The 16146-nt window shown below is 72.7% G+C and carries 14 protein-coding genes; 9 read left to right on the forward strand and 5 right to left on the reverse strand.

What is annotated here, in order from left to right; all coding sequences use genetic code 11:
* Positions 1–328: 328 nt before the first annotated feature.
* The 4 genes from ACIQFZ_RS05405 (at position 329) to ACIQFZ_RS05420 (ending at position 5240) form a co-directional block, all read left to right on the forward strand.
* Positions 329–1696 carry an extracellular solute-binding protein gene (locus tag ACIQFZ_RS05405; protein ID WP_365773755.1) on the forward strand — a complete coding sequence of 456 codons (1368 nt, stop codon included), beginning with the start codon at positions 329–331 and terminating at the stop codon, positions 1694–1696.
* A 5-nt stretch (positions 1697–1701) separates the two neighbouring features.
* Positions 1702–2712 carry a sugar ABC transporter permease gene (locus ACIQFZ_RS05410; protein WP_365427380.1) on the forward strand — a complete coding sequence of 337 codons (1011 nt, stop codon included), beginning with the start codon at positions 1702–1704 and terminating at the stop codon, positions 2710–2712.
* A gap of 12 nt (positions 2713–2724) precedes the next feature.
* Entirely contained in the window at positions 2725–3630 is a 906-nt protein-coding gene (locus ACIQFZ_RS05415; protein WP_365427377.1) for a carbohydrate ABC transporter permease, read from the forward strand.
* Between the two features lie 173 nt (positions 3631–3803).
* The gene (locus ACIQFZ_RS05420; RefSeq protein ID WP_402690665.1) at positions 3804–5240 is read left to right on the forward strand and encodes a GH1 family beta-glucosidase; all 1437 of its coding nucleotides are present in this window, start codon (positions 3804–3806) and stop codon (positions 5238–5240) included.
* A gap of 81 nt (positions 5241–5321) precedes the next feature.
* On the opposite strand, the gene ACIQFZ_RS05425 is transcribed toward ACIQFZ_RS05420, so the two are convergent.
* The gene (locus tag ACIQFZ_RS05425; RefSeq protein WP_365427373.1) at positions 5322–6725 is read right to left on the reverse strand and encodes a HAMP domain-containing sensor histidine kinase; all 1404 of its coding nucleotides are present in this window, start codon (positions 6723–6725) and stop codon (positions 5322–5324) included.
* Complete coding sequence (locus tag ACIQFZ_RS05430; protein ID WP_402690666.1) at positions 6722–7426, reverse strand: response regulator transcription factor; 705 nt, start codon at positions 7424–7426, stop codon at positions 6722–6724. Before ACIQFZ_RS05430 ends, ACIQFZ_RS05425 begins: the two co-directional genes overlap by 4 nt.
* A gap of 139 nt (positions 7427–7565) precedes the next feature.
* On the opposite strand from ACIQFZ_RS05430, the gene ACIQFZ_RS05435 reads away from it, so the two are divergent.
* Positions 7566–8096, forward strand: coding sequence for a hypothetical protein (locus tag ACIQFZ_RS05435; RefSeq protein ID WP_365773751.1), 531 nt, complete (start codon positions 7566–7568; stop codon positions 8094–8096).
* Positions 8097–8152: 56 nt separating this feature from the next.
* On the opposite strand, the gene ACIQFZ_RS05440 is transcribed toward ACIQFZ_RS05435, so the two are convergent.
* Together ACIQFZ_RS05440 and ACIQFZ_RS05445 are read right to left on the reverse strand one after the other, a co-directional pair.
* Positions 8153–9019 carry a spermidine synthase gene (locus tag ACIQFZ_RS05440; RefSeq protein WP_383055630.1) on the reverse strand — a complete coding sequence of 289 codons (867 nt, stop codon included), beginning with the start codon at positions 9017–9019 and terminating at the stop codon, positions 8153–8155.
* A gap of 85 nt (positions 9020–9104) precedes the next feature.
* Complete coding sequence (locus ACIQFZ_RS05445; protein ID WP_365427362.1) at positions 9105–9485, reverse strand: hypothetical protein; 381 nt, start codon at positions 9483–9485, stop codon at positions 9105–9107.
* A 339-nt stretch (positions 9486–9824) separates the two neighbouring features.
* Here ACIQFZ_RS05445 and ACIQFZ_RS05450 point away from each other — a divergent pair, with 339 nt between their 5' ends.
* Positions 9825–11276, forward strand: a complete 1452-nt coding sequence (locus ACIQFZ_RS05450) for a hypothetical protein (protein WP_402690667.1) — start codon at positions 9825–9827, stop codon at positions 11274–11276.
* A 396-nt stretch (positions 11277–11672) separates the two neighbouring features.
* Here ACIQFZ_RS05450 and ACIQFZ_RS05455 read toward each other — a convergent pair whose 3' ends face one another.
* Positions 11673–12266, reverse strand: coding sequence for a histidine phosphatase family protein (locus tag ACIQFZ_RS05455; protein WP_365435232.1), 594 nt, complete (start codon positions 12264–12266; stop codon positions 11673–11675).
* A 199-nt stretch (positions 12267–12465) separates the two neighbouring features.
* Here ACIQFZ_RS05455 and ACIQFZ_RS05460 point away from each other — a divergent pair, with 199 nt between their 5' ends.
* Genes ACIQFZ_RS05460 through ACIQFZ_RS05470 form a run of 3 tightly spaced genes read left to right on the forward strand, consistent with a single transcriptional unit; the run spans position 12466 to position 16143 of the window.
* Entirely contained in the window at positions 12466–13464 is a 999-nt protein-coding gene (locus ACIQFZ_RS05460; RefSeq protein WP_365435229.1) for a phosphatase PAP2 family protein, read from the forward strand.
* On the forward strand, positions 13376–14548 hold the full coding sequence (locus ACIQFZ_RS05465; protein WP_376650860.1) for a hypothetical protein: 1173 nt from the start codon (positions 13376–13378) through the stop codon (positions 14546–14548). Before ACIQFZ_RS05460 ends, ACIQFZ_RS05465 begins: the two co-directional genes overlap by 89 nt.
* On the forward strand, positions 14539–16143 hold the full coding sequence (locus ACIQFZ_RS05470) for a hypothetical protein (protein ID WP_402690668.1): 1605 nt from the start codon (positions 14539–14541) through the stop codon (positions 16141–16143). Before ACIQFZ_RS05465 ends, ACIQFZ_RS05470 begins: the two co-directional genes overlap by 10 nt.
* The last annotated feature ends 3 nt before the right edge of the window (positions 16144–16146 follow it).

Below are 16146 nucleotides of genomic sequence, written 5' to 3' on the forward strand. Positions count from 1 at the left end.
AATGTAACAGTCTCCCGAGCGCGGACGCCGTGCCCGGGGGCCGCCGCGGCGGGCCCCGGGGGACGGGACGGCTCCGCGTACCCGGATCGAGGACCTCCCCCTCCCGCGTTAGTTAACAGGCCGATAACTGAACGCATTTGTCCTCGCTCACACCCTTGACACCCCCGCTCGAACCCGCGACTCTTCAACACATCACTGGTGGGAGCGCTCCCACAGTACCTGACACATACACAACCCGCACGTTCCCCGCCCGAGCCGCAGCGAGTACAAACGGGCCCAACATGCAGTTGGCCGGGGGGTCGGCACGTCAGGGCAACAGGAGGTCGCAATGCGAGCACGTTTCCTCCCCCATTCTCGGCTTCGTTCGAGTGGGGGGACCCCCATCGCCCGCAAGGCGGTGGTCCTGGCGGCAGCCGCGTCGCTGGGCGCCGGGCTGCTGGCCGGCTGCTCCAGCGACAGCGGAGACGAGTCCGGCTCGTCGAACGGCGGTGGCGACGGCGGCGGTGCCAAGGTCACGATCACGATGGGCCTCTTCGGCACGATGGGCTTCAAGGAGGCCGGCCTCTACGCCGAGTACGAGAAGCTGCACCCCAACATCAAGATTCAGGAAAACGTCACCGAGCGCAATGAGAACTACTACCCGGCGCTCGTCAACCACCTCACCACCAGCAGCGGCCTGATGGACGTCCAGGCCGTCGAGGTCGGCAACATCGCCGAGGTCGTCGCCACCCAGGCGAGCAAGTTCGAGGACCTCTCCAAGGCCTCGGGCGTGAACAAGAGCAACTGGCTGGACTGGAAGTGGCAGCAGGCCACCACCAAGGACGACCAGACCATCGGTCTCGGCACGGACATCGGCCCGATGGCGCTCTGCTACCGCAAGGACCTCTTCCAGCAGGCCGGTCTGCCCACCGACCGCGAGGCGGTCGCCAAGCTGTGGGCGGGTGACTGGAACAAGTTCGTCGCCACGGGCGAGACGTTCAAGAAGAAGGCGCCCAAGGGCACCTACTTCATGGACTCCCCCGGCGGTCTGATCAACGCGATCCTCAGCAGTGAGGAGGAGAAGTTCTACGACTCCTCCGGCAACGTCATCTACAAGACGAACCCCGCCGTCAAGGCCGCCTTCGACCTGACCGCCAAGGCCGCCCAGGAGGGGCTGCTCCAGTCGCAGACGCAGTTCCAGCCGACCTGGGACCAGACGATTGCGAACAACAAGTTCGCCACCATGGCCTGCCCGCCGTGGATGCTCGGCTACATCAAGGGCAAGTCGAAGTCGGACGCGGCCGGCAAGTGGGACGTGGCCGTGCCGCCGAAGGGCGGTAACTGGGGCGGTTCTTTCCTGGCCGTGCCCAAGAGCGGCAAGCACGTGAAGGAGGCGACGGAGTTCATCGCCTGGCTGACGGCTCCCGAGCAGCAGGCGAAGCTGTTCGCCGTCCAGGGCAGCTTCCCGAGCGCGCCGGCCGCCTACGACATGTCGTCGGTCACCGGCGCGAAGAACGAGATGACCGGTGACGCGCCCATCGGCAAGATCTTCGCCGAGGCCGCCAAGTCCATCCCGGTCCAGGTGATCGGCCCGAAGGACCAGATCATCCAGCAGGGTCTGACGGACAACGGCGTCTTCCTTGTGACGAAGGGCAAGTCGCCCGCCGACGCGTGGACGACGGCCACGAAGACCATCGACAACAACCTGGAGAAGTGACCGGTATGGCCACCCGGCACGACACCGCCGCGCCCCCCGAGGAGGGGGGCGCGGCCCCGGGCCGCCCGGCGGGGACCGACACCGCCGACGCGGAGCACCGGCGCCGGGCGCGGCTGTCCCGCCGCTGGCAGCGGGACATGCGGTGGAGCCCGTACGCGTTCGTCTCGCCGTTCTTCCTCCTGTTCGTCGCCTTCGGGCTGTTCCCGCTGCTCTACACGGCGTGGGCCTCGCTGCACACCGTGGAGTTGACGGCGCCGACCGACATGGAGTGGGCGGGGCTGCGCAACTACACCCGGATCTTCGACGACGACTTCTTCTGGAACGCGGCGCGGAACACCCTGACCATCGGCATCATCTCCACGGTCCCGCAGTTGCTGATGGCGATGGGCCTGGCGCACATCCTGAACTACCGGCTGCGCGCCTCGACCTTCTACCGGGTCGCGATGCTCGCGCCGTACGCGACCTCGATCGCCGCCGCATCCCTGGTCTTCGTGCTGCTCTTCGGGCGCGACTACGGCATGATCAACTGGGTGCTGCACTCGGTCGGCTTCGACCACGTCGACTGGCAGAACGACAAGTGGCCCTCCCAGATAGCCGTCTCCACGATCATCATCTGGCGCTGGACGGGCTACAACGCGCTGATCTACCTCGCGGCGATGCAGGCCATCCCGAACGACCTGTACGAGTCGGCGGCCCTGGACGGTGCCAACCGGTTCCGGCAGTTCTTCCACGTCACCCTGCCGCAGCTGCGTCCGACCATCCTGTTCACCGCCGTGGTCTCGACCATCGGCGCCAGCCAGGTCTTCGGCGAGCCGCTGCTGTTCGACGCCAACAAGGGCGCCTCCGGCGGTGCCGAGCACCAGTTCCAGACGCTGGGCCTGTACCTGTACGAGCAGGGCTGGGTGAACCAGCACCTGGGCCGGGCCTCCGCGATCGCCTGGACGATGTTCCTGATCCTGATCGTGATCGGCGTGGTCAACTACGTCATCTCGCGCCGGCTGCGCGCCAGTAGTTAAGGAGTACCGGCCGTGACGACGACGACCCTGACCGAACCCGAGACGCCGACCGCCGGGCCCCGCCGGACGCGCCGGCCCAAGGCCGCCCGCGCGGGCGGACAACTGCACGCCGGCCCGATCGCGTACGTGATCCTGGCCCTGTTCACCATCGGATCGCTGTTCCCGCTGGTGTGGACGGCGATCGCCGCGTCCCGGAACAACAACCGGCTGGCGCAGACCCCGCCGCCCTTCTGGTTCGGCTCGAACCTGATGCACAACCTCCAGGTCGCCTGGACGGACGCCAATCTGGGCAAGGCCTTCGTCAACACCACGATCGTGGCGGGTATCTCCGCGGCGACGGTCGTGTTCCTGTCGACGATCGCCGGCTTCGCCTTCGCCAAACTGCGCTTCCGGGGCCGGGGCGCGCTGATGCTGATCGTGATCGGCACGATGATGGTGCCGCCGCAGCTCAGCATCATCCCGCTGTACATGATGGTGGCCAAGCTGGACTGGACCGACCAGTTGCAGGCGGTGATCCTGCCGTCGCTGGTCAGTGCATTCGGTGTGTTCTTCATGCGGCAGTACCTGCTTCAGGCACTGCCGGACGAGATCATCGAGGCCGCCCGCGTGGACGGCGCGAGCAGCTGGCGCGTGGTGTGGCACGTGGTGTTCCCTGCGGCGCGTCCTGCGATGGCCGTGCTGGGGATGCTGATGTTCGTGCAGACCTGGAACGACTTCCTGTGGCCCTTCCTGGTGCTGACCCAGACCGGCAACCCGACCGTGCAGGTCGCCCTCGCGGGCCTGGGCCGCGGCTACACCCCCGACCAGTCCCTGATCATGGCGGGCGCGCTGCTCGGCACGCTGCCGCTGCTGCTGGTCTTCGCGATCTTCGGCAAGCAGATCGTGGGCGGCATCATGCAGGGCGCGGTCAAGGGCTGACGCCCGCGGCCCGTCCTCGCACGCGCGGCGGCCCGGCCGCCGCGCACACCCCCGCCTTTCCGGGGGCCGGGTCACCGTGGTCCCGGCCCCTTGTCCCTCTGTCCACGTCGATCCCTGTCCACCCTCCCCTTTCGAACCGTCGGTCTTTCACGACCATCTATGGGAGCGCTTCCATGCCTGAGTCCGCACAGCCGGTGACCCCGGTGACCTTTCCGCCCGCCTTCCTCTGGGGCGCCGCGACCTCCGCGTACCAGATCGAGGGGGCGGTGCGGGAGGACGGCCGTACGCCCTCGATCTGGGACACCTTCAGCCATACCCCGGGCAAGACCGCCGGTGGCGAAACCGGTGACATCGCTGTCGACCACTACCACCGCTACCGCGATGACGTGGCCATGATGGCGGACCTGGGCCTGAACGCCTACCGCTTCTCTGTCTCCTGGCCGCGCGTGCAGCCGACCGGCCGCGGCCCCGCCGTCCAGGTGGGCCTGGACTTCTACCGCCGTCTCGTGGACGAGCTGCTGGCGCGCGGGATCAAGCCGGCGGTCACCCTCTACCACTGGGACCTGCCGCAGGAACTGGAGGACGCGGGCGGCTGGCCGGAGCGCGAGACCGCCCTGCGCTTCGCGGAGTACGCGCAGATCGTCGGTGAGGCGCTCGGCGACCGGGTGGAGCAGTGGATCACCCTCAACGAGCCGTGGTGCACCGCCTTCCTGGGCTACGGCTCCGGGGTACACGCGCCGGGCCGCACCGAGCCCGCGGCCACGCTGCGCGCGGCCCACCACCTGAACCTGGCGCACGGCCTGGGCACGCAGGCGCTGCGGTCGGTGATGCCGGCCCGCAACTCGGTCGCGGTCAGCCTCAACTCCTCGGTGGTCCGCACCGTCTCGCAGGACCCGGCGGACCTGGCGGCGGCCCGGAAGATCGACGACCTGGCCAACGGGGTCTTCCACGGCCCGATGCTGCACGGGGCGTACCCGGCCACGCTGCTGGAGGCCACCTCGTCGATCACGGACTGGTCCTACGTCCTGGACGGCGATCTGCGCGCCGCCCACCAGCCGCTGGACGCGCTCGGCCTCAACTACTACACACCGGCCCTGGTGTCGGCGGCGGACACGACGCTGGAGGGCCCGCGGGCCGACGGCCACGGGGCCAGCGCGCACTCGCCGTGGCCCGGCGCGGACGACGTGGCGTTCCACCAGACGCCGGGCGACCGCACCGAGATGGGCTGGACGATCGACCCGAGCGGCCTGCACGAGCTGATCATGCGCTACTCCCGGGAGGCGCCGGGGGTGGCGCTGTACGTCACCGAGAACGGCGCCGCCTACGACGACAAGGTGGACGCCGACGGCCGCGTGCACGACCCGGAGCGCATCGCCTACCTGCACTCCCACCTGGCGGCGGCGCGCCGGGCCATCACCGACGGCGCGGACGTCCGCGGGTACTACCTGTGGTCCCTGATGGACAACTTCGAGTGGGCCTACGGGTACAGCAAGCGATTCGGCGCGGTCTACGTCGACTACACCACCCTCGCCCGGACCCCGAAGTCCAGCGCCCACTGGTACGGCAAGGCGGCCCGCACCGGGGAGCTGCCGCCGCCGGACGCCGCCTGACGGCCCGTCCGGCCCCCAGCGCGCCCCGGCCGGATCGGGGGTGAACCGGCCGGGGCGCTTTCCCGCCCGCGACGCAGGTGTTCAGGGAAGGAACCGGGGGCGGCTGAGGCGCGCGGCGGAGCTGCCCGGCCGGCGGCGGCGCACCGCTCCTCGGTGGCCCGAGCGCACCGGGGAGCGCGGGTCGAGCTGGATCCAGACCCGCACCTCGGTGCCGCCGAGCACGGAGGAGCCGATGCGGACGTCCCCGCCGGTGGACTCCGCGAGCCGGCGCACGATGTCCAGGCCGAGCCCCGTGGAGCCGTCGTTCCCCGATCCGCGCCCGCGCAGCATCGCCGCGTCCGGGTCGGGTATGCCGGGTCCGGCGTCGGAGACGAGCACGATCACCGCGTCGTCGCCGTTGTGCACGTCGACCGCGAACGCCGTGCCCTCGGCGGTGTGCCGGAAGACGTTGCCGAGCAGGGCGTCCAGCGCGGCCGCGAGGTCGGCGCGGGCCACGGGTATGCGCACCGGCCGCTCGACCCCGGCCACCCGCCACTTGCGGCCCTCGTCCTCGGCGAGCGCCGACCAGAACTCCATCCGCTCCCGCACGACTTCGGCCGCGTCGCACCCGGCGCCCGGACCGGCGGCCGCCGTCTGCGGCTTGGCCTCGCGGGCGGTGCGGATGATCGTGTCGACCTCGCGCTCCAGCTGGGCGACCGCCGTCCGGGTCTGCTCGGCGGCGGGTCCGGCTCCGAGCGAGGCCGCGTTCAGCCGCAGCACGGTCAGCGGCGTGCGCAGCCGGTGGGACAGGTCGGCCGCCAGTTCGCGCTCGTTCGCCAGCAGTTGGACGACCTGGTCGGCCATGGAGTTGAACGCGACCGCCGCGAGCCGCAGTTCGGTCGGCCCCTCCTCGGGCACCCGGGCGCCCAGCCTGCCCTCGCCCAGTTCGTGCGCGCCCTCGACGAGCCGCTGCGCGGGCCGCACCATCCGCACGCCGAGCCGGTCGGCGACGGCGACCGAGCCGACGACGAGCGCCGCGCCCACACCGGCCAGCACCGCCCAAGCCGTGCCCACGCCGTTGCGGACCTCGGACTCGGGGACGTAGACCTCGACGACGGCTATGGCGCCGGAGCTCAGCGCGACCGGCTGGAGCAGCGTGGACCCGCCGTGCACCTCGGCGGTGGAGGCGCGGCCCATTGCCCGCACGGTCGCGATGTCCTCGCCGGTGGCTCGGGCGCGGCCGATCTCGACGGCCGCCGCGCCGTCGACGGCCGGTACGTGCACCGCAATCCCGGCGTCCGAGCCGGCCGAGGCGACGACCCGCTCCAACTGCTCGCGCTCGGTGGTGATGGACAGGGCGGGGGCGACTGCCGCGGCCTGGCGCTCGGCGTTGGAGAAGGCGCGGTCCCGGGCCATCTCCTTGATGACCAGGGCGAGCGGGACGGCGAAGGCGATCACGACCATCGTGGTGACCGCGAGGCAGACCTTGACCAGTGCCCATCTCATCGCGGCGGCTCCGATCCGGGCGGCTCCAGCTTCACGCCGACGCCCCGCAGGGTGTGCAGATAGCGAGGCCGGGCGGCCGTCTCGCCCAACTTCCGCCGCAGCCAGGACAGATGGACGTCTATCGTCTGGTCGTCGCCGTAGGTCTGCCGCCACACCTCGGCCAGCAGCTCCTTGCGCGCCACGACCACTCCCGGCCGGCCGGCGAGGAAGGCGAGCAGGTCGAACTCACGGCGGGTCAGGTCCAGCCGCATCCCGTCCAACTCGGCCTGGCGGCGCAGCGGGTCGACGGTCAGGCCGCCGACCCGGAGCACGGGGGACGGCGGGTGCTCCCCGGTGGCGGAGCGGGCGCGGCGCAGTACGGCGGCCATGCGCGCGGACAGGTGCTCGACGGAGAACGGCTTGGTCAGGTAGTCGTCCGCTCCGGCGTTGAGCAGCCGGACGATCTCCGCCTCGTCGTCCCGGGCGGTGGCGATGATGACGGGCACGTCGGTGATGCCGCGCAGCATCTTCAGCGCCTCGGAGCCGTCCAGGTCGGGCAGTCCGAGGTCCAGCACGACCACGTCGAAGCGGAGGTGTGCGACCTCGCGCAGCGCCTCCAGCGCCGTACCGACGCTGCGCACGGTGTGCGAGGCGTCGGTCAGGTGCCGGATGAGCGCCGAGCGCACGAACGGGTCGTCCTCGACCACGAGAACACTTGCCATGCGCCGCACCGTACGCGATGGGCGCGGACCCGGCAGGGGCCTGTGGACAACTCCGGCAGAGCCCCGGCCGCTTGTGGACAACCTCACCCCGATCGCGTTCCTGCGACACCATGGGGACGGGTGCGGCAGGATGGCGGCGATGCTCAGAGGACTCGTACACCTGCTGGCGTGGTCGCTCGCCACGGGCGCGGCGGCCACCCTGTCGTGGTGGGGCGTCCACACGGTGATGGCGGGCACGGCCTACGATCCGCCGCGCGCCCTGCCGATCACCGCGGTAGAGGCGACCAGGCAGGAGTCGGCACCGGCCACTACCCCCACCCCTCGGCCGGCCGCGTCCAGGAGCCCCTCGGCCGGTCCGAGCAAGCCGTCCGGCGGGCGGACGGTGACTCCGAGTCCCTCCCGGCCGGCGCGCCCCGCGAGCAGTCCCACCCCCTCCCCCACCGCCTCCGGCCAGGTGAGGAGCTACGACACCGACGGCGGCCGGGTGGTCTTCGACCTCGGCGAGGTCTCGGCGAACCTGGTCTCCGCGACTCCGGGCACGGGCTGGTCGATGCAGGTGTGGAAGACGGAGACCTGGATCCGCGTGGAGTTCACCTCGGACACCGACCGGGTGTCGGTCATCTGCGCCTGGCACGACGGGCCGCCGCACGTGGAGATCGGCAGCTACTAGAGGAACAAGCCCCGTTCGGCCCATCCAGTACGCCCGGTTCCGCCGGTCCGGCCGGTTCAGCGGAAGGCGGACGGCGGCGGGGCCGGTGAGGCGACCGCCGCGGCGTCGGTGACCGGTACGGCCCCGCCGGTGAAGTCGGTGAGGGCGCGGCCATGTTCGACACGGCCCGGGTGCGGGTCGGTGGCGGCCCTGCGGGTCAGTTCGGCAACCGGCAGCGGGAGGTCGGAAGCCACCAGCACGGCGTTGCCGAAACGCCGGCCGCGCAGCACGGTCGGGTCGGCTACCAGCGCGAGCTGGGTGAACCGGGCGGCGGCGGTGGCGATCTGGCCGCGCAGATGGGTCAGCGGCGGGCCGTCGGCGAGGTTGGCGGCGTAGACACCGCCCGGCTTCAACGCCCTGCGCACCCCGTCGAGGAACTCCGTCGACGTGAGGTGGGCGGGCGTGCGGGCACCGCTGAACACGTCCGCGATGACCAGGTCGGCCCAGCCGTCCGGCACTTTGGCGAGGCCTTCGCGGGCGTCCACCGACCGCACCCGAAGGCGGGCTCCGGAATCCAACGGCAGCTCACGGCGTACCAGTTGGACGAGGGCCGCGTCGCGTTCGACCACCTGCTGGGTGGAACGGGGCCGGGTGGCGGCGACGTACCGGGCGAGGGCGAACGCCCCTCCGCCGAGGTGTACGGCGTGGACGGGCCGGCCGGCGGGTGCGGCGAGGTCGATCACGTGCCCGAGCCGCCGCTGGTACTCGAAGGAGAGGTACGCCGGGTCGTCGAGGTCGACGTAGGACTGCGGGGCGCCGTCGATCAGCAGGGTCCAGCCCCGTGCCCGCTCCCGGTCGGGTATGAGCTGCGCGAGCCCGCCGTCGACCTGTTCGGTGACGGCTTCGACGGCTCCTCGCCCGCGGGGGCTCCTGGACCTTCCCATTCGCCCATTGTCGCAAGCGGCGCGGGGTGCCACCCACAGGTGGCGGGAGCCGTGGGCGAACGTTCCGGCGGGCGGGGCGCCGGAGTCAGCAGCAGCTGTCCGCGGCCTCGATCATCCGGGCCGCTTCCCCCAGCGCCCGCCGCAGCACCGCGGGGTCCGTCGCGAGGTCGGCCTCGTCGGGCGGGACCAGCCAGTCCGAGCCCTCCACCGGCGGCTCCGGGGCCAGCCTCAGGCCCCGTCCGTCGGTCCCGGTGCAGGTGCTCCCGGGCACGTCCCAGGCCGCTGCCGTGCCCGCCGGCACCACGAAGCCGAGCGTGTCGCCTCCGTCGTCGTGCAGTACGGGCCCCACCGCGTCCCCCGGCCCGCGGCGCAGGATGTCGACCGCCTCCAGCCCCTGCCGGGCCGGCACCGTGACCACGTCGCACGGGGCCTGCGTACGGGGATCGACACTCCGCGGGGTTTCCATCCCGACCTCCATCACGAAAATCCCTCCTCGTGAACGAGCGGGTCGGGAGCCTGGCGGCTCCCGGTCCACGGGGTTCAACGCGGCAGGACGTCAACGGCTACGGGCGAAGTCCGCCGAGAAGGGTGGCACTTCATGGCAGATCACGGATGAGATATCCGGTTTGTAGCCAAACGCAGCGTGTCCGGGCGGACACAGCAGGTACTTTCTTGCTCGCCGGAAACAGGGCGTCGTCCGCACGACCGGGACGACTCGGGCGACGGGTCACCCGCCGACCAGATGACTCGGGCAACTTCCCCTGCGTCCGGCATGGTTCGACGGTTCGCACGAGAGGGCCCGGCCATGACGTCGTCGACGGTGACCTCGTCTCAGTCCCCCCGCCCGCCACGGCCGAATCTCGCCTTCCGGCAACTGCGCGGACAGCGCTCGCCGGCCGAGTTCGCCGCGGCGGTACGGCGGGCCGCCCACGAGATCGGTGAGCGGGTCAGCTGTGACGCGCGCTACATCGGTCGGGTGGAGGCGGGTGAGATCCGTTGCCCCAACTACGCCTACGAACGTGTGTTCTTGCACATGTTCCCCGGCCGCGCGCTGACCGACCTGGGGTTCGCACCCCGGTCAGCCGTTCGGGGACGCGCCTCGCGCGCGCCGCACGAGGAACGGGAGGCGTACGACCCGTACCACTCCACCGATGCACCGGATCCGCACGACCTGCACGACCCGTACCACCCGCACCACCCGTACCACCCGCACGAAGACCACGAGAACCACGAGGAGAGCGACGTGCTGCGTCGCGCATTCATGACCCGCGGGGGCGCCACGGTGGCCGCCGCCTCGCTGGGCCCCCTGGGACCCGCCTTCGACGCCTCGGCCGCGGATCGCCCCGCGCGCCGGGCCGGCACGAGCGACGCCGGGGCCGTCGAAGAGGCCGTCCGCCGGATCCGGTTGCTCGACGACCGGCACGGAGCGGACGGTCTCTACCGCCGCGCGGCCGCTCCGCTGCGCGCCGCCTACGCGCTGCTCGACGCCGGCGCGACCCGGCAGACCACCGCGGAGCGGCTGCACTCGGGCGCCGGTGAACTGGCCATCTCGGTGGGCTGGCTGGCCCACGACTCCGGGCGTTTCGACGACGCGCGCTCGCACTACGCCGAGGCACTGGCCACCGCGCGCATGACCGGGGACCCGGCCCTGGAGGCGCACGCCTTCTGCAACACGGCGTTCCTCGCGCGGGACGCGGGACGGCCCCGCGAGGCGGTGCGGGCCGCGCAGGCCGCGCAGCGCGTCGGCCGCGGGCTGGGCTCGGCGCGGCTGATGTCGCTGCTCGCGCTGCGCGAGGCGGGCGGCTGGGCCGGGCTCACCGACCGCGCCGGCTGCGAGCGGGCGCTCGCGCGGGCGCAGGCCCTGTACGAGCGGGGCGCCTCGGACGCCGACCCCGAGTGGATGAGCTTCTACGGCGAGGCCGAGCTGGCGGGGCTCGAGGCGCAGTGCTGGTCCACGCTGGGCGACTGGCCGCGGGCGGCCCGGCACGCGCGGCGTGCCGCGCAGCTCCAGGATCCCCACTTCACGCGGAACATCGCGCTCTACACGGCCGAGCTGTCCGACGACCTCGCGCGCGGGGGTCGGCCGGACGAGGCGGCCGCCGCCGGAATGCGGGTCCTGGACCTGCTGGACCAGGTCCAGTCGTCCCGCATCCAGACGATGCTGGCGGGAACGGCGCGGGTACTGCTGCCGCACCGCCAGACGAGGGGGGTGTCCGTCTTCCTGGAGAGACACACGAGCGCCCCTCGACCGGTGTGACGCGCCGTGAGGGGCGGGTTCGCCCAGACACCGCTGCGGGGTGCCGCCCACGGCCCCCCCTCGGGCGAAAGCCCCGCCCCACGGACCAGCCGGACGCCCGGCACCGCGCCCGTGAGGGCGGGCATTCAGCCTCGCCGCGCGATCCCTCCCACGACCCTCCGGGGCAAGAGAGCCTCACGCCCCGGGTCAGCCGGGCGACCAACATCGCACCGCGGGGGGATGCGTCCAGCCGCACCGCGCAGTCGCTCCCACAGTCCTTCGGGCAAGAACCCCGCGCGCGGTTGCCGGGCCGTGGGGATGGATGCTCCCAGTCGCACCGTGAGTGCCTCCCCCGGCCCTCGGGCGAGAGCCCCCGTGGCACCTCCTACCGCCCCCGGCGGCAGGAGGTGCCACGGGTCACGAGAGGTGGCCCACGTCGTTCCAGTGTTCGAGGGCCGGCTCTCCGTACGCCCAGCCCAGTACCGACAGCGACGTGGGGTTGAGGCGGATGTGTGCCGCGAAGTCGAGTGGCAGGCCGAGCCACCGCGCGCCGATCGAGCGCAGGATGTGCCCGTGTGCGAAGACCAGCACGTCACGGTCCTCGCCTCGCGCCCAGGCCACCACCTCGTCGGCGCGGGAGGTCACCTCGGCGAGCGTCTCCCCGCGCGGAACGCCGTCGCGCCAGATCAGCCAGCCGGGCCGCTCGGCCTGGATCTCCTGCGGCGTCAGGCCCTCGTACGCGCCGTAGTCCCACTCCATCAGCGTGTCCCAGCACATGGCACGGTCGCCGAACCCGGCGAGCTCGCACGTCTCACGCGCGCGTGCCAGCGGGCTGGTGCGGACCTCGACCCCGGGCAGGCCGTCGAACGGCGCCCGCTGGAGACGCTCCCCGAGCAGCTTGGCGCCGCGCCGGCCCTCCTCCAGGAGGGGAACGTCGGTCCTGCCGGTGTGCCTGCCGGACAGCGACCACTCGGTCTGTCCGTGCCGGGCCAACAGGATGCGCGGTGCCATGGAGAACCTTCCGGAAAAACTCAGATCTTCGGACGGAATCCCTCCATCATCGCGCACTCTGCCGGAGGGCAACCCGGGGGGCGGTCCGCGCGTCTATCAGGGCCGGGGGCACCCCGAGGTGGCCGGGTCGAACACCGTAAAGTGGCACGACCGTGCGGGCACCGCCGGGCAGCGCAGCGACGAAGGGGGAGGGCATCGGATGCCGCAGACCGAGGCACCGGCACGGCGCACCGAGACGGCCCCGCGCACCCGGCTGCGCTGGTGGACCGAGCTGCCGTTGATCCTGCTGGTGTACGGCTGCTACTCGGCGGGCCGGCTGCTGGCCCGCGGCGATGTCTCCACGGCCGTCGACCACGGCCTGGCGATCCTGCGTGTCGAGAAGCTGCTGCGCCTCAACGCGGAGCACCCCCTCAACCGCCTGTTCACCCGTGAGGCGTGGCTGGGCGTCCCCGCCGACTTCTGGTACGCGTCGCTGCACTACCTGGTGACCCCCGTGCTCCTGGTGTGGCTGTTCAGAGCGCGCGCCACGCATTACCGGGCGGCCCGCACCTGGCTGATGACGTCCACGTTCATAGGACTGATCGGCTTCACCCTGCTGCCCACCTGCCCGCCCCGCCTGCTCTCCCCGGACCACGGGTTCGTGGACACGATGGCCCAGTACAGCGCGTACGGCTGGTGGGGCGGCGAGGCCAGCGCACCGCGCGGCCTGGGTGGTATGACCAACCAGTACGCGGCCATGCCGAGCCTGCACGTGGGCTGGGCCCTGTGGTGCGGAGTGATCCTGTGGCGCCACGGCGGCACGCGCACGGCGAAGGTCGCGGGCGTCGCCTATCCGCTGCTGACCGCACTGGTCGTGATGGGCACCGCCAACCACTACCTGCTGGACGCGGTCGCGGGCGTGGCCGTCATGGGCGTCGGGATGCTGCTCGCGCCGTTCGTGATGCGGGGCGCGGACCGCGCCAAGGCACTGCTGACGTCCCGCGTCACCGCCGTCACAGGGGACTCCGGTGCCGCAGGTTCCCCGATTGTCAGTGGCGGATGCCAGACTTCGGCGGGTGAGCGAATTCCACGGCAGCGCGAAACACGGTTCGGTCCCGGAGCCGAACCGGGTGCCGTCCCCGAGGACGCGGGAGACGGCGATCCAGCCTGGGGGCTCCCCCGCCCGAGCGAAGTCGAGAGCTTGGGGAAGGCTCGCTGAGCTGCGCGGGCCCGGCGTACCGGCCCGCGCGCTAGACGCCCGGGCCCTGGCCGCGCTGGCCGCGAACCCCGGCTGCGGACGGCGCGCGATCCTGGACGGCGCCGGCGTGGACAAGGCCGCGCTCGCGGAAGCGCTGGGCGCGCCCGCCGCGTTCGGGCAGTCGCAGTTCGCCTTCATGCGGGGCAACGCGTTCGAGGCGCGGGTCAAGGCGGACGGCGGCGCCGAGCTGCTGAGGCTTGCGCACACCAGGCTGGACCCGGGCGCCGAACCGCCGACGGAGGGCCGGGTGCCCGACCTGAGCGCCGTCGGCCCCGAGGGGCGTACGGCGCGTACGGCGCTGGCGCTGCGCGAGGCCACGCAGGCGGGCGCCTGGACGCTCCTCGATCATCCGATGCTCGCCCTGGAGGTGGCGGGCTCGCCCGCCTACCTGGAGCCGGACGCGGTGGTGGTGCACCCGGACGGCAGCTGGACGGTGGTGGAGATCAAGTCCTTCCCGATGCTGGACGGCTCCGCCGACCCGGCGAAGGTGGGCGCGGCCGCCCGGCAGTCGGCGGTGTACGTGCTGGCGCTGGAGGACGTCGCCGCACGCCTCGACCCCGTCCCGCGCGTTCGGCACCGGGTGCTCCTGGTGTGCCCCAAGGACTTCTCCAACCTGCCCACCGCGTCCGCCGTCGACGTCCGCAAGCAGCGCGCGGTGACCGCCCGCCAGCTGACCCGGCTGACCCGTGTCGAGGACATCGCCGACGCCCTGCCCGAGGGCGTGTGCTTCTCCCCCGAGCTGTCCTCGGAGGAGCTGACGGCCGCGGTGGAGGCGGTGCCGGCGACGTACGCGCCCGAGTGCCTGGCCACGTGCGAGCTGGCCTTCCACTGCCGTACGCGGTCCCACGCGCAGGGCGCGGTGACCGCGCTGGGCCGCTCGATCCGCGCCGACCTGGGCGGGCTGTCGACGGTCGAGGACGTGCTGGCGGCCGCCCACGGCGAGGCGGGCGACCCGGACGACCCGGCGGTGGCGGCGCTGCGCCGGGCCGCCGCGCTGCGGGCCGAGGCCCTGGAGCCGGCCGGGCGGGAGGCGGCGTGTCGCTGATCGCCACCCTGGGCCGTCTGGAGGCGGTGCGGACCGGGCGGGCCCAGCCCGCCGCGACCGTCCGGCACCGGCATGTGTCCGAGCGGCCGCTGGTGTTCGTGCCGCTCACCACCGCCGGTGAGGCGGGCGCCCCGCTCGGGGCGCTGGTCGGCACGGACCGTGACGCGCCGCGGCTGCTGGCCGTGCCGCAGCCGCGCGACCGCGACCTGCGGTTCGCGTTCCTCGCCGAACTGGCCGACGTGGTCCTGCCGTACATCGACTCCTACGCCGACGCCGTCGAGGCCGCCGAGCGCAACGAGACGGACCCGGAGAGCGGCAAGCGGGTCAAGGTCGAGGTGGAGCTGTGCGCGGACGCGCCGCAGTTGATCGTGCCGAGCCGCGCGGGCATCGACTTCGTACGGCTCCTCGGACGCTCCATGCGCTTCCGCCGCACCGCCGAGCAGGACCCGGAGACGCCGCACCCGGCGCCGCCGCACGTGCCGTTGCTCGGGCGGTGGCTGACCCACTTCGGGGAGCGGGCCCGGGTGCCCGGCTCCTCGCTGCTGCCGGCGATGACCGACCTGCTGGCCCAGCACTGGACGACCGGCCAGTCCAGCCTGGAGGACCAGCACCTGGGGGCGCTGCTGGCGTGGATCGCCCCGCCGGACGGCACATCGGGCGCCGAGGCCGCGCTGCGGGCCGAGCTGGCGCGCACCACCGACGGCCAGCTGGAGTGCCCGCCCGCGGGCCCCGCCACCGACCCGGCCTTCGACAACAGGCTGCTGGCGCCCGCGATCGAGCGCTACGACCGCGCGCGTACCGCGCTCGCCGCCGCCGAGGACGGCCTGGAGGCCGACGAGCGGCTGGGCGCCGTCACCGCGGCCGAGCAGGGGATCCGCGACCTGGTCGAGAAGTGCGCCCGCCCCACCTGGGACAACGTCTGGCGCGGCCTGGACCTGCTGCGGGCGCTGCCCGAGGGCGCGCACGTCGAGGAGCGCTGGACGCGCGACCGCTGGTCGTTCACCGGCCACCGCGACCGGGTGCAGGCCGGTGAACCGCCGCAGCCGCGCCGCGACGACGCGGTCACCGCGGCCAACAAGCTGGCCACGCGCGAACGGGAGCAGGCCCGTCTGGAGGCCCAGGAGGCGCTGGACGACCCGCTGGTCATGGCAGGGCGGCGGCTGGCCGGAGAGGCGTTCGCGGGCGAGGTCACGGACGTCGTCCCGGCCTACAGCGAGGGCAAGCGGCCCAGTCCGCGCCCGCTGGTCACCCTGCGCACCGACGACCGGCCGCACCTGGGCGAGCGGGCCAGGGCGTACCGGTCGCTGGACGGCAAGCCGCAGTCGGCCGAGTTCGTCGCCTGCGAGGAGGACACCGCCGAGGGGACGCTCGTCGTCCTGCGGATCCTGGACAGGATGGGCCGCGGCAAGGAACCCGCGCCCGGTTCCGTGCCGGAGAAGGGCGACCGCATGTGCTTCACGCTCTTCGAGCACGAGCAGCGCGGCGGTGCGAAGCTGCCCGACCCGGAGCAGACCCCATGGACACACGGCGGCCCGCCGGGCGAGGAGAGCACACCGGAGGCCCCGGACCCGGTGACCGAGGAGGATCTGCTGTGACCG

This window comes from Streptomyces sp. NPDC093064 (assembly GCF_044754605.1).
Taxonomy (GTDB): domain Bacteria; phylum Actinomycetota; class Actinomycetes; order Streptomycetales; family Streptomycetaceae; genus Streptomyces.